The sequence below is a fragment of the Gammaproteobacteria bacterium genome (assembly GCA_035501935.1).
Lineage (GTDB): Bacteria > Pseudomonadota > Gammaproteobacteria > JAJPIJ01 > JAJPIJ01 > JAJPIJ01.
Genome location: DATJVC010000021.1, coordinates 36,321 through 50,131, shown reverse-complemented (window position 1 = coordinate 50,131; position 13,811 = coordinate 36,321). Strand labels below are relative to the sequence as shown.

The window sequence follows — 13,811 nt, the reverse complement described above, 5'->3', positions numbered from 1 at the left end:
CGTCGTCCTCGAAGGTGGCGATGTTGGCGTCAAACAGGCTGTCCGTCGCCGATTTGCGTCCGGCCACGGTGACCGAGCCCTTGTACAGTTTGAGCCGCACCACGCCGTTCACGTGCCGCTGCGAATGGTCGATCATCTGCTGCAGCATGCGCCGTTCCGGGCTGAACCAGTAGCCGTTGTAAATGAGCGCGGCGTAGCGCGGCATGATCTCATCCTTCAAATGCGCGACTTCGCGATCCAGCGTCAGCGACTCGACGGCGCGATGGGCCTTGAGCAGGATCGTGCCGCCCGGCGTCTCATAGCAGCCACGCGACTTCATGCCGACGTAGCGGTTCTCCACCAGGTCCAGACGGCCGATGCCGTTGGCGCCGCCCAGCTTGTTGAGTTGCGCCAGCAGATTGGCGGGCGAGAGCTTGCGGCCGTTCAGCGTCGTGGGGTCGCCTTGCTCGAAACCGAGTTCGATGTAGGTCGGCTTGTCGGGCGCCCGTTCCGGCGCGACAGTCCAGCGCCACATGGATTCCTCGGCCTCCTGCCACGGGTCTTCCAGCGGTCCGCCTTCGTAGGAGATGTGCAGCAGGTTGGCGTCCATGGAGTAGGGCGATTTCCTGCCACGCTTCATTTCCACCGGAATGCCGTGTTTTTCGGCGTAGGCCAGCAGCTTCTCGCGCGAGGTCAGGTCCCACTCGCGCCACGGCGCGATGACGCGGATAGAGGGCTTGAGTGCATAGGCACCCAGCTCGAAACGTACCTGATCGTTGCCCTTGCCGGTCGCGCCGTGGGCGATGGCGTCCGCGCCGGTCTCATTGGCGATCTCGATCAACCGTTTGGCGATGAGCGGGCGGGCGATGGAGGTGCCGAGCAGGTATTCGCCCTCGTAGATGGCGTTGGCGCGGAACATCGGGAACACGAAGTCGCGCACGAACTCCTCCTTGAGGTCGTCGATGTAGATCTTTTTGACGCCGAACTTGCGCGCCTTGGCCCGCGCCGGCTCCAGCTCCCCGCCCTGGCCGATGTCGGCGGTGAAGGTGATGACCTCGCAGCCGTAATTTTCCTGCAGCCATTTGAGGATGACGGACGTGTCGAGGCCGCCCGAATAGGCGAGGACGACTTTTTTAATTTTACGCGACGTCATGGCGGCTCCAGGGAATGCGGTTCTGAATAATGGGGGCGCATTGTGCACGCATGGCTTGATGGCGTCCAGCCTACCGCAAGTTCCGTAAAAAATCCGTGACAATGGCGAGAAAGCGTTCTGGTTGCTCCACGTGCAGCCAGTGGCTGCTTTGCGGCAGGGTGATGACAGCGGCGCCGGGAAACAGCCGCCGGATATCGGCGTGGTGGGCGGGGGTGACAAATTCGGAATGCTCGCCGCAGATAAAAAGCGCGGGCGGGTGCTCCGGCCGCACCTGGCCTGGCGAGGGGAACCCCATGATGTGCAGCATGTCCCGTTCGATGGCCTCGAGATTGAACCGCCATCGATAACGCCCGTCCTCAAGGATAAAATTCTGCAGCAGGAAGTCGCGCAACGGCGATTCGACGCCGTGCGACGTCAGCCGGGCATCGGCCTCGGCGCGGCTGTTGAGGTTGAGCGCAACCACTTCACGCATAGCCGCCACCAGTCGGTTGTAGCGGAACGGGTAGGTCACCGGAGCAATGTCGACGACGATGAGCGCGCGCAGCCGCTCCGGGTATTGCAAGGCAAAATACATGGCCGTTTTGCCGCCCATGCTGTGGCCGAGCAGTGTTGCCGATGGTACGTTGAGATTATCCAGCAAATGTTCGACATCTGCCGCCATCGCCGGATAATTGATCGCCGCGGTATGCGGCGACTCGCCGTGGTTGCGCAAGTCCACGCTGATGACGCGATGCGATTCCGCCAGCTTGCGGGCGATGCGCTGCCAGTTGCGGCGCGCGCCGAACAGTCCGTGCAGAATCACGATCGACGGGCTACCATGGCCTGACTCGGTGTAGCGCAGCGCAACGGCCCCGGTCACGGTGTAAGGGATACAAAAGCTACAAAAGGATTTGGCGGATATCGGAAAGAATGGTGCTCAAATACTGGGTGAACTGCGCGCCGGCCACGCCGTCGATGACGCGATGGTCATAGGACAGGGAAAACGGCAGCACCAGCCGCGGCACAAAGGCGTGATCACGGAACACCGGCCGTTTGGCGGCGCGCGAAACGCCCAGTATGGCCACCTCCGGCAGATTGATGATCGGCGTGAAATATCCGCCGCCGACGCCGCCCAGGCTGGAGATGGTGAAGCAGCCGCCCTGTATGTCCGCGGGCGTGAATTTGCCGGCGCGGGCCTTGTCGCTGGCGGCCTGCACCTCACGCGCGATCTCGAACAGTCCCTTTTGATCGACGTCGCGGATCACCGGCACCACCAGTCCCTGATCGGTGTTCACCGCGACGCCGATGTGGAAGTATTTTTTGTAGATCAGCGACTCGCCGTCCGGTGACAGCGAGGTGCAGAAGTCAGGATACTTCTCCAGCGCTGCTACCGCGGCCTTGAGCAGAAAGCTGATCAGCGTCAGCTTGACGCCCTTCTTCTCGGCGTCTTTGAGCTTGGAGTGGCGGAATTCCTCAAGCTCGGTGATGTCGGCCTCGTCGAACTGGGTCACGTGCGGCACCGTGATCCAGCTGCGGTGCAGGGCCTGGCCTCCCAGCCGCTTGAGCCGCCCCAGGGGCTTGGTTTCCACCGGGCCGAACTTGGAGAAATCGATCGGCGGCTGACTGGGCAGTTCGAAACCGCCGCTGCTGCGCAGCTTGCTGCCGCTCAGCATGGCCTTGGTGAAGGCCTTGACATCGTCTTTCAGGATGCGGCCCTTGGGCCCGCGCCCGTAGACCAACCCCAAATCCACGCCCAGCTCACGCGCGAAGCGTCGCACCGAGGGGCTGGCGTGCGCGTGCGCGGACTGGCTTTCCACCGTCTGCGCGCCGCGCGGCAGCGCGGGTGGAGATGAGGGTGAAGGGGGCGCTGCGGGCGCTGGCGTGGATGTTGAAACTGGTGGGGCCTTCGCTGGCGCCACCGGAGACTTGGCGGCGGCAGCGGCGGGCTTGGATGGCGCCGCACCGATTCGTTCAAGCAGGGCGAGCGGCGCGCCTTGCGAAACCTTGGCGCCGGTGGCGACCTTCAGTTCCTTCACGCGGCAGTCATAAGGCGCGGGGATGTCCATGGTGGCCTTGTCGCTCTCCAGCGTGAGCAGCGGCGCCTCGGCCTTCAACGTGTCTCCGGGCCTGGCGTGCACCTCGATGATGCTGACGTTGTCGAAATTGCCGATGTCGGGCAGCAGGAAGATTTCGTCAGCCATGGGCGCTGGACTAAACCGTGACGGGATTGGGCTTGTCGGGGTCGATGCCGTAACGCTTGATGGCCTCGCTCACCTTCGCGCGCGGCACGGCGCCTTCCTCGGCCAGCGCGGAGAGTGCCGCCACGGTGACGTAATAACGGTTGACCTCGAAGAACCGCCGCAGTTGCTCGCGCGTGTCGCTGCGGCCGAAGCCGTCGGTGCCGAGCACGCGGTAACGCGCCGGCACGAATTCGCGGATTTGATCCGCATACGCGCGCATGTAATCGGTGGCGGCGACCACCGGCCCGGCGCGTCCGCGCAACTGCGACTCGACATGACTCACGCGCGGCCTGGCTTCGGGATGCAGCATGTTGGCGCGCTGGCAGTCCAGGCCTTCACGGCGCAGTTCGTTGAAACTGGTGACGCTCCAGACATCGGCGGCGATGCCGTGATCCTCGGCCAGCAATTTCGCCGCCGCCACGACCTCGTTCAAGATCGTGCCGCTGCCCAGCAGTTGCACCTGCGCCTTGCCCGCCGCCGGTTGCAGCAGGTACATGCCGCGCCGTATGCCGTCCTCCCATTCCGGCTTGATGGCGCCGTGCGCGTAGTTCTCGTTCATCACGGTCAGGTAATAGAAGATATTTTCGTGGCGCACGTACATGCGCTGCAATCCATCGTGCAGGATCACCGCCAGCTCATAGGCGTAGGCAGGGTCGTAGGCCACGCAATCGGGGATGGTGGCGGCGGCAAGATGGCTGTGGCCATCCTGGTGTTGCAGGCCTTCGCCGGCCAGCGTCGTGCGGCCCGCGGTGCCACCGAGCAGGAAGCCGCGCGCGCGCATGTCGCCCGCCGCCCACGCCAGATCGCCGATGCGCTGGAAGCCGAACATGGAGTAAAAGATATAGAACGGTATGGTCTGCACGCCGTGATGGCGATAGGCCGTGGCGGCGGCGATCCAGGAGGCAAACGCGCCGGCCTCGCAGATGCCTTCCTCCAGAATCTGTCCCTTGATGTCCTCGCGGTAGTACATCACCTGATCGTGATCGACCGGCTCGTACAACTGGCCGACCGAGGAATAGATGCCAAGCTGCCGAAACAGGCCGTCCATGCCGAAGGTGCGCGCCTCATCCGGCACGATGGGCACGATCAATTTGCCGAGGTTTGGATCCTTCAACAACAGCGTGAGACAGCGCACGAAGGCCATGGTCGTGGATATGGCGCGGCCTTCGGTGCCCTTGAGCATGGATTCGAAGACGGACAGCGGCGGCACGGGCAGCGGCTGCGGCGCGGGGCGGCGGTTCATGAGAAAGCCGCCCAGCGCCTGGCGGTGTTCCTTGAGATAGCGTATCTCCGGGCTGTCCTCCGGCGGCCGGTAAAACGGCGTCTCGGCGATCTGTTCGTCGGAGATGGGGATGGAGAAGCGATCGCGGAACTGCTTCAGCGACTCCTCGCCCATCTTTTTCTGTTGATGGGTGAAGTTCAGTCCTTCGCCGGCCTCGCCCATGCCGTAGCCCTTGACCGTCTTGGCGAGGATCACGGTCGGCTGGCCGGTGTGCTTCACCGCCTGCGCGTAAGCCGCATAGACCTTGTGCGGATCGTGCCCGCCGCGGTTCAACCGCCAGATGTCGGCATCGGTCATGTTGGCGACCATGGCCTTGAGTTCGGGATACTTGCCGAAGAAGCGTTCGCGCACGTAGGCGCCGTCGTTGGCCTTGTAGGCTTGGTATTCGCCGTCCACGCATTCCTCCATGCGCTTCAGCAGCAGGCCCTTATGGTCGCGCGCCAGCAGCGGGTCCCAGTACGCGCCCCAGATCACCTTGATGACGTTCCAGCCGGCGCCGCGGAAGGCGGCCTCGAATTCCTGGATGATCTTGGTGTTGCCGCGCACCGGCCCGTCGAGCCGCTGCAAGTTGCAATTGATGACGAAGATGAGGTTGTCGAGATTCTCGCGCGCGGCAAGTCCAATGGCGCCCATCGATTCCGGCTCGTCCATCTCACCATCGCCGCAGAAGCACCATACCTTGCGTCCGGCGGTGTTGGCCAGCCCGCGATGCTCCAGATAGCGCATGAAGCGGGCCTGATAAATGGCCATGAGCGGCCCGAGACCCATCGACACGGTCGGGAACTGCCAGAAGTCCGGCATCAGCCAGGGATGCGGATAGGACGACAGTCCCCTGCCATTGACCTCCTGCCGGAAATTGCTCAAGTGCTCCTCATCGAGCAGGCCGTACAGATACGCGCGCGAATAAATGCCCGGCGCGCTGTGGCCCTGCACGAAGATCAGATCGCCACCGTGGTTCCCGGTCGGCGCATGAAAGAAATGATTGAAGCCCACGTCATACAGCGTGGCGGCGGAGGCGAAACTGGCGATGTGCCCGCCGAGCTCGCTCGATTTGCGGTTGGCCTTGACCACCATCGCCAGCGCGTTCCAGCGCACCAGCGAGCGTATGCGCCATTCGATGGCGGGATCGCCGGGCGTGTATTCCTCCTTCTGCGGCGGTATGGTGTTGATGTAGGCGGTGTTGGCGGAGTAGGGCAGGTAGGCGCCCGAGCGGCGCGCCTTGTCGATCAATTTTTCCAGCAGGAAATGCGCGCGCTCCACGCCTTCGCGCTCGATCACCGCCTCAAGCGCTTCCAGCCACTCCTGTGTTTCCTGCGGATCGTCGTCGGCCATCGGCTGGCTCATGGTGGAGGATTATTGTTATGCCGTTAACTCAAGTATAGTTGAACGAACAAATTTATAGCAGGAGTGCCGCATGGACATCCGTTTGACGCAAAAATCCGCGTTGCCGAAGGCCGCCGAGGTCGATGCCATCATCGACTGGGTGGTGGTCGTGCCCGCCGGCGCGGACATGAAGGTCTGGGCGAAGTTTCCGGCCGGTGTGGTGTTGCATGAGCGCGCCAGCCGCCGGCCCGGCGGCATCAAAAAAAACGCAGCCTGGTCCACGACCCTGCCCAATGCCATCGGCAGTCATGTGACCTGTGCCGCGCTGGATGAGAAGGCCACGACTTTCGAACGCCTGACCCTGGCCCGGCAACTGCTGGCGGGACACAAGGAATTCCAACCTGAAGAGATTGGTCTTGCCATCGTCGGCTTCAAGGTGAAACCGGCGGAGCAGATGGCGGAGGCGCTGATCTCGGCAACGCTCGCGGCTGCGGCGCCCATGCCGGACATGCGCAGCAAGCCGGACAAGCGGCGCAAACTCACCACTATTCATTTATATGGCTGCGCGCCCGCGCATCGCTTCCGCCGCACCTACGCGGAACTGGAGGGGAGTTCGCTGGCGCGCTATCTCGCCACGCTGCCGCCGACCGAACTGACGCCGACGACGTACCGCCAGCGCGTCGCTGCTCTGGCCAAAGAACACCACCTCGCCATGGAATTTTATGATGTCGACACTCTGCGCAAGAAAAAGGCCGGTGCGTTTCTGGCCGTGGCGCAGGGCAGTCCGGTGCCGGATGCCGGCATACTTCGTTTGCGCTACAAACCTTCACGCAAGACCACAATGGCGCCGATTGCGCTGGTCGGCAAAGGCATTTGCTTCGACACCGGCGGCATCAACGTGAAGCCGGCAAAATTCATGCTCGGCATGCAGGGCGACATGCAGGGCAGCGCCGTGGCGTTGGGCACGTTGCTGGCTCTGGCGCGGTTGAAGGCGCCGTATCCGGTGGAGGCGTGGCTGGCGCTGGCCATGAATCATGTTGGCCCCAAGGGCTACAAGCCCACTGATGTCGTCACAGCGTCCAACGGCACGACCATCGAAGTGATCCACACCGACGCCGAGGGGCGCATGGTGTTGTCCGACACGCTGGCGCTGTGTTCGCAAACCAAGCCGCGCCTGATCATCGACTATGCCACGCTGACCGGCACCTGCGTGCAGGCTATCGGCAAGGGTTACAGCGGCGCCTTCACCAACCGGCCGGAGTGGTGGCAGACACTGATCAAAGCGGGGCAGGAGAGTGGCGAGCGCATCTGGCCGTTTCCGCTGCCGCCGGATTACGAAAAAATGCTGGAGAGCCAGATCGCCGACACCAAGCAATGTGCCGAGGAAGGGCCGGTGGATCACATCCTCGCCGCGCGCTTCCTGTCGCGCTTCGTCGGCGAGGGCATCCCGTGGCTGCACCTGGATTTATCCAGCGCCAGCAATCGCGAAGGACTGGCGCATGTGCCGACACACTTCAACGGTTTCGGCGTGCGCCTGACTTTGAATCTACTACTCGATCAGCACCTCGCGGGAACATAAGCAACACCGGCGGGATTCTCTTTCAGAGATAACGGCGGACGGTGCGCTTGTACTGGAGATAACTCTCGCCGAACTTCTGCTCGAGATAGCGTTCTTCGCGCAGAACGACACCGTTGTGCAGGATGAGCAGGACGGGAACGATGACGATGACTCCCCACCACGTGTCGATGGCAAAGGAGATGCCGAGAAGAATCATCGTGATTGCGAGATAAAGCGGATTGCGGGAGTAACGAAATGGGCCTCCAGTGACGATAGCGGTGGTGGGCTGCCTAGGGTTCACGTTGGTACCCGCACGATCCATGGCTTTTTTACCCCACACGGCGATGCCGACTCCAGTAACTAGCGACACGATGCCCAACCAGAACACCGCGTTGTGCACGGGAATATGCAACGGGCAAAGCCAATGAAGTGTTATTACAACGAGCAGTGCGACCCCATACAGCAACGGAGGAAATACCAGAACGCCGGGATTATCAGCTTGGGGTTGCACGTATTTTCCATGCGACTGAAGTTGGGCTACTGATAATTCTCTCAGGCGGTGAAACCGCCGTCGATGGTCAGGCTGGCGCCGGTCACGAAGCCGGCTTCGGGGCCGGCAAGGTAGGCGACCATCGCCGCGATCTCATCGGCACCAGCATAGCGCGGCAGCGCCATCAACTTTTTGAGTGACTCGGCGAATTCGCCGTTGGCGGGGTTCATGTCGGTGTCGACCGGCCCGGGCTGGATGTTGTTGACGGTGATGCCGCGCGGACCGAGATCGCGCGCCAGCCCCTTGACCAGTCCTTGCAGCGCGGCCTTGCTCATGGCATACACCGAACCGCCCGGAAACGGCATGCGATCGGCGTTGCAACTGCCGATGTTGATGATTCGTCCACCTTCCTTCATATGTTTGGCCGCCGCCTGGGTGGCGACGAATACCGCGCGCACGTTGATCGCGAAGGTGCGATCGAAATCCTCCAGACTGAAATCATCGAGCGATTCCATCAGGGCAATGCCGGCGTTGTTGACCAGGATGTCGAGGCCGCCGAATTCGCGCGCGGCTTTCTCCACCGCGGCGGCGACGGCTTTTGGATCGGCGCTGTCGGCCTGAATGGCCAGCGCACGTACGCCCAGCGCCTTGGCTGCCTTTACGGTTTCGTTGGCCTGATCCGGCTTGCTGACATAGGTGAACGTAACGTCGGCGCCTTCCCGCGCGAGACGTTTGACGATGGCTGCGCCGATGCCGCGGCTGCCGCCGGTGATCAGCGCGCGCTTGCCTTGGAGAGAAGGGCTCATTGGTTTTGTCCGTTTTTTGTTAAAAAAGAGTGACGGATTGAGCCGATGGCCGTTCTTTCAGCTGTCCATTCGCCACTAATTCTTCGTAATTGAAAACGCAATTCCTGCCGTTGTCTTTTGCAAAATAAAGCGCCTTGTCCGCCCGTTCCAGAACGACTTGTGGAAAATCGGTTTCCGAGATTCCGGCATAACCGACACTGACGGTGATTTTGCCAATCTGCGGGAAATTATGACTGGCAATGGCCTGCGAGAATCGATCAAGCGTTCGTTTGGCCGACTCTGCGGGAATGGGTTCCAGAACAATCACGAATTCCTCCCCGCCGAACCGGAACATGAGATCCGATTTTCGGAAAAAGCGCCGGATCTTCTGCGACAGGGTCAATAAAACCTCGTCCCCGAACAGATGTCCGTAGGTGTCGTTGATGCGTTTGAAATGATCGATGTCCACCATGGCCAGCCAGGCGTTGGATTTCGTGTCGACATGCCTGTGTTCGGATCCGGCGGAGGTATATTTATTGGTGACCTGATTGTCCCGCTGGGCTTTCAATAGCTTGTCGAGCTTGCGATCGAAGGTGCGTCTGTTGAGCAGGCCGGTCAGCTTGTCGCGTTCGCTCTCATTCAGAACGGTCAGGTAGTTGCCATAGACCGTGATCAGGGCCTCGATGATGGGGCGCCATGAAAAGGGATCTTCCCTGCATTCCAGTGCGAGCGCGCCCCTGACTTTATGTTCAGAAAAGATGGGGTAATGCAGCAGCGTCGTTCCGGCGCTGGTTTCAACCACGACGATGGAGGATGATTGCAGGCAATTCCGGAGTTGGTCATCCGGTGTGATCGTCTTTTTCCCCGTGCTCCAATTGTAATCCCGGCCGTAGCGGCCATTCGGCGTTATGGAAAGACGTACAACCTCATCCACGGCATCGGTCGGGCCTTCTCCGAACGATTCATACAATGTGATGGCGCTCGCGGGAACGAACTGGGCCAGCGTGGTCACCAGGCTCAATTCAAGGGAATCCGTGTCGCGCTGACGGGTGATTTCGATGACGGATTTTAAGATCAAATCATCCATTTTGGTCAGTTGACTATCCTTGAAAATCCGGGAGGGCTGAATTCGATTTATTCTGGGCGGGTCTGGCAGAATACGCAACTATGCGCGCAAAGACGCAATACCAGTGCCAGGAATGCGGGGCCATATCGCCCAAATGGGCGGGGCAGTGCTCTGACTGCGGAGCCTGGAACACCTTTGTCGAGACGATGGTCGAGGCCAGGCCCTCCAAGTCGAATCCGCGCTTCGCCGGCGTCAGCGGCGAAGCGGCCACCATCCACAACCTGAACGAAGTGGCGGCCGGGGACGAGCCACGGCTGCCGACAAATATTGCCGAGCTCGATCGCGTGCTGGGTGGCGGCGTGGTCGCCGGATCGGTGGTACTCATCGGCGGCGATCCGGGCATCGGCAAATCCACGCTGTTGTTGCAGATGCTCGCCGCGGTCGGTTCCGAGCTTCCCACGCTCTACGTCAGCGGCGAGGAATCCTCGCGCCAGATTGCGATGCGCGCGCGCCGGCTCGGCATCGACGCGAAATCCATCCGCCTGCTGACGGAGACGAATATCGAGCGCGCGCTGGAGCTGGCGAAGCGCGAGTCGCCGCGCTTGATGGTGGTCGATTCCATCCAGACGATGTACACGGAGCTGCTGACCTCGGCGCCGGGCAGCGTGAGCCAGGTGCGCGAGAGCGCGGCGCAACTCGTGCGGTATGCCAAGACCAGCGGGGTTTCGATGTATCTCGTCGGCCACGTCACCAAGGAGGGTGCGCTGGCCGGCCCGCGCGTGCTGGAGCACATGGTCGACACGGTGCTTTATTTCGAGGGCGACGGCGGCAGCCGCTACCGCGTGGTGCGCGCGGTGAAGAACCGCTACGGCGCGGTGAACGAACTCGGCGTGTTCGCGATGACCGACAAGGGGCTGCGCGAGGTGACCAATCCCTCGGCGATCTTTCTGTCACGGCACGAGAAGGACGTACCAGGCAGCGTGGTGATGGTGACGCGCGAGGGGACGCGGCCGTTGCTGGTCGAGGTGCAGGCGCTGGTCGATGAATCGAAACTGTCCAACCCGCGCCGCGTGACCGTGGGACTGGACGGCAACCGTCTGGCGATGCTGCTCGCCATCGCCCACCGCCACGCCGGCATCGTCACCTACGATCAAGACGTGTTCGTGAACGTGGTCGGCGGCGTGCGCGTGTCGGAGACCGGCGCCGATCTCGCGGTGCTGCTGGCGGTGCTCTCCAGCCTGCGCGGCAAGCCGCTGCCGCAGGAACTGGTGGTGTTCGGCGAGGTGGGATTGGCCGGCGAGATCCGGCCGGTGCCGGGCGGGCCGGAACGATTGCGCGAAGCGGCCAAGCATGGTTACACGCAGGCCATCGTGCCCAAGGCCAACGCGCCGAAGGAAAAAATCGAGGGGGTGAAAATCCAGGCGGTAACCACGCTCACCGAGGCACTCGCGCAGTGGTAAGCATCATCAAACATTAACAAAAGTTAATGTGTTGTTAAAACCCGGATCATTATCATATTGTTATTGTGCCTCCATCCGGTTTTGTCGACTGAACCGAAAATCCGCAAGCCATGTGCATCTGGAGATAAAATCATGAACGTCCGCTTTCCCACCGCTTATCGCTATGCCGTCATGGGGTTTGCCGCGGCGATTACTGTGGCCAGTGCGAGCAGCGTCATTGCCGCGACGAAAAAGCAGGTGCCCACGGCGGAAACCTGCAAGTCGTTGGAAGAGCAGGTCGACGCCGCGATCGCTTCGCATCCCAAGGCCTCCAAACTGGCCACGGCCAGCAAACACAAGGATGAGGGCACCAGGTTGTGCAGCGATGGCAATTACAAGGAAGGCAGCAAACACCTGCATGCGGCGCTGAAGGCACTGGGCGTCAAAGCGGTCAACTGATCGGCATTTATTGAATCAGGTTTTCAGCCGGGCGGGAAGGTCAGGGTCACGCGCAGTCCCGGCGCATTGTCATCCAGATCGAGCCGCGCGCGATGGAGTTTCGCCACCGCCGCCACCAGACTCAGGCCCAGCCCGCTGCCGGGCACCGATTCGCTGCCGGAGAGGCGGGAAAAACGCTGCAACGCCATATCGCGCCCGGCCTTCGGTATTCCAGGGCCGCGGTCGCTGATCCGCGCGCTGGGACGGCCGTCCGCGCCCAGATGAATGCCAATCTGCCCTGCCCGCGGACTGTACTTGATGGCATTGTCGATGAGATTGGCGAAGCAATGCGCGAGTAACTGGCGATTGCCACGGATGCTGACGGCTGGATTGCCGTGGAACGCGATGTGCTGCTGCCGTGTCTCTGCCAGCGGCTCGTAAAGTTCAATGAGTTCCCGCAGCAATGCGTCGAGGTTGATGTCCTCAAACGGCAGGTTGATGGCGCCGGATTCCGCTCTGGCGATGTCGAGCAGTGTTTCGAAGAGGCTGTTCAGGCGATCGGCCTCTGTCAGCGCCTGTTCCAGACTGGCGCGATAGTCATCGGTGTCCCGGGCCGCGTTCAGCGCCCATTCGATCTGATTGCGCAGATGGGTCACCGGGCTGCGCAGGTTGTGGGCCAGTCCGTCGCTGATGGCGCGCATGCCATGCATCAGATTCTCCAGGCGTTCCAACATATCGTTCAAATGGGCCGCCAGTCGATCCAGTGCATCACCCGAGCCGCCGACCGGCACACGGCGGCTCAGGTCACCGTCAGTGATGCGCTGGCTCACCTGTACGATGCGTTCAATGCTGCTCAGGAAATTGCGGCTGACCAACGCGCCGCCGATCAATCCCAGACCCAGCATCAACGCAAGTCCCCAGCCCAACGCCATCGTCATGCGATCGCGAAAATCGCGTTGTTGATCGATGTCCTGGCCGACCAGGAGATAGAGATCGTTATCCAGCGTAAAACTGTGCGCGCGGGCCTGATGAGAGATGGTTTTCCCGTATTCCGTCGCGTCGACGCCGAATTCAATCCACCTCGCGGGACGCAGGTGTTCGGCCGGCCATTTCGACAGGTTGCCCGCCAGCGGCGTACCCTTTGCGTCCGCCAGCAGATAGATCGCATCGCGTTCGGTCGGATCCTGGGTGCGCTCGTTGATCACGTCGATCAGTCCCTGCGGGCCGAGACGGGTGTATACGTCCCGCAATCCCTGAATCTGTTCGATGATGACTTCATCGGTCTCCCGGGCGATTGAACCGATGGTGAGGCGGTAGAGGAAGCCGAACAAGACAACGGTGATTACGCCGAACACCGCCGCAAACAGCAGCGTCAGCCGGAAGGTCGGCGTGCGGATAAGATTAAACTTCAACACGCAGGCAGTAACCGGCGCCGCGCACGGTGCGCAGCAGCGACGAATCGAAGCCAGTGTCGATTTTCTGCCGCAGCCTGCTGATGTGCACATCGATGACGTTGGTCTGCGGATCGAAGTGATAACCCCAGACGCCTTCAAGCAGCATGGTGCGCGTAACCACCTGACCGGCATGGCGCAGCAGGTATTCGAGCAATTGAAATTCGCGCGGCTGGAGATCGATGATCCTGCCCTGGCGGGAAACGCTGCGCGCGACCAGATCCATGCGTAGATCGCCCAGTGTCAACACCGTGGTGGCGGGCGCCGGGCTGGCGCGCCGGATCAGCGCCTCCACACGCGCCATCAGCTCGGCGAAGGCGTAGGGTTTGGGCAGATAGTCATCGGCGCCGGCGCGCAGGCCTTCGACACGGTGATCGGTCTGCGACAATTGGCTGAGGATCAGAATGGGCGTGGTGACGCCCCGGGCGCGCAGGTTGCGGATGACGCTCAGGCCGTCGCGCCTGGGCAGATTGCGATCAACGATGAGCAGGGCGTAAGGTTCGGCGGCCGCCAGATGCTCGCCTTCGACGCCGTCGGCGGCGTGGTCGACGGCATAGCCGCCTTCTTTGAGGCCCTTGCGCAGGTAAGCGGCGGTTTGCGGGTCGTCTTCGATGACCAGTATGCGCAT

At 61.9% G+C, this 13,811-nt stretch carries 12 protein-coding genes; 3 read left to right on the top strand and 9 right to left on the bottom strand.

Translation table 11 applies throughout. The annotated features are described in order from the left end of the window. The 4 genes from VMH34_05410 to aceE all read right to left on the bottom strand — a co-directional run. Positions 1-1,132, bottom strand: a 1,132-nt coding sequence (locus VMH34_05410) for an argininosuccinate synthase (protein ID HTT08211.1), incomplete at its 3' end; no start/stop codon positions are given. A 70-nt stretch (positions 1,133-1,202) separates the two neighbouring features. Beyond that, positions 1,203-1,991 carry an alpha/beta fold hydrolase gene (locus tag VMH34_05405; protein HTT08210.1) on the bottom strand — a complete coding sequence of 263 codons (789 nt, stop codon included), beginning with the start codon at positions 1,989-1,991 and terminating at the stop codon, positions 1,203-1,205. 19 nt (positions 1,992-2,010) lie between these two features. Continuing rightward, on the bottom strand, positions 2,011-3,312 hold the full coding sequence (locus tag VMH34_05400; GenBank protein HTT08209.1) for a 2-oxo acid dehydrogenase subunit E2: 1,302 nt from the start codon (positions 3,310-3,312) through the stop codon (positions 2,011-2,013). 10 nt (positions 3,313-3,322) lie between these two features. Then, the gene (aceE, locus tag VMH34_05395) at positions 3,323-5,977 is read right to left on the bottom strand and encodes a pyruvate dehydrogenase (acetyl-transferring), homodimeric type (GenBank protein ID HTT08208.1); all 2,655 of its coding nucleotides are present in this window, start codon (positions 5,975-5,977) and stop codon (positions 3,323-3,325) included. 70 nt (positions 5,978-6,047) lie between these two features. Here aceE and VMH34_05390 point away from each other — a divergent pair, with 70 nt between their 5' ends. Next, positions 6,048-7,535 (top strand): leucyl aminopeptidase family protein, encoded by a 1,488-nt coding sequence (locus tag VMH34_05390; GenBank protein HTT08207.1) that lies wholly within the window; start codon positions 6,048-6,050, stop codon positions 7,533-7,535. A gap of 22 nt (positions 7,536-7,557) precedes the next feature. Here VMH34_05390 and VMH34_05385 read toward each other — a convergent pair whose 3' ends face one another. The 3 genes from VMH34_05385 to VMH34_05375 form a co-directional block, all read right to left on the bottom strand. After that, the gene (locus VMH34_05385; GenBank protein HTT08206.1) at positions 7,558-7,914 is read right to left on the bottom strand and encodes an isoprenylcysteine carboxylmethyltransferase family protein; all 357 of its coding nucleotides are present in this window, start codon (positions 7,912-7,914) and stop codon (positions 7,558-7,560) included. Between the two features lie 152 nt (positions 7,915-8,066). Beyond that, positions 8,067-8,810: an SDR family oxidoreductase gene (locus tag VMH34_05380; GenBank protein HTT08205.1), complete on the bottom strand. Its 744-nt coding sequence runs from the start codon at positions 8,808-8,810 to the stop codon at positions 8,067-8,069. Positions 8,811-8,829: 19 nt separating this feature from the next. Then, a complete protein-coding gene (locus VMH34_05375) occupies positions 8,830-9,876 on the bottom strand; it encodes a GGDEF domain-containing protein (protein HTT08204.1) in 1,047 nt (348 codons plus the stop codon). A gap of 80 nt (positions 9,877-9,956) precedes the next feature. Here VMH34_05375 and radA point away from each other — a divergent pair, with 80 nt between their 5' ends. After that, on the top strand, positions 9,957-11,315 hold the full coding sequence (gene radA, locus VMH34_05370) for a DNA repair protein RadA (GenBank protein ID HTT08203.1): 1,359 nt from the start codon (positions 9,957-9,959) through the stop codon (positions 11,313-11,315). Between the two features lie 132 nt (positions 11,316-11,447). Beyond that, on the top strand, positions 11,448-11,753 hold the full coding sequence (locus VMH34_05365) for a hypothetical protein (protein ID HTT08202.1): 306 nt from the start codon (positions 11,448-11,450) through the stop codon (positions 11,751-11,753). Positions 11,754-11,776: 23 nt separating this feature from the next. Here VMH34_05365 and VMH34_05360 read toward each other — a convergent pair whose 3' ends face one another. Next, complete coding sequence (locus VMH34_05360) at positions 11,777-13,147, bottom strand: ATP-binding protein (protein HTT08201.1); 1,371 nt, start codon at positions 13,145-13,147, stop codon at positions 11,777-11,779. Then, on the bottom strand, positions 13,134-13,811 hold the full coding sequence (locus VMH34_05355) for a response regulator transcription factor (GenBank protein HTT08200.1): 678 nt from the start codon (positions 13,809-13,811) through the stop codon (positions 13,134-13,136). Before VMH34_05355 ends, VMH34_05360 begins: the two co-directional genes overlap by 14 nt.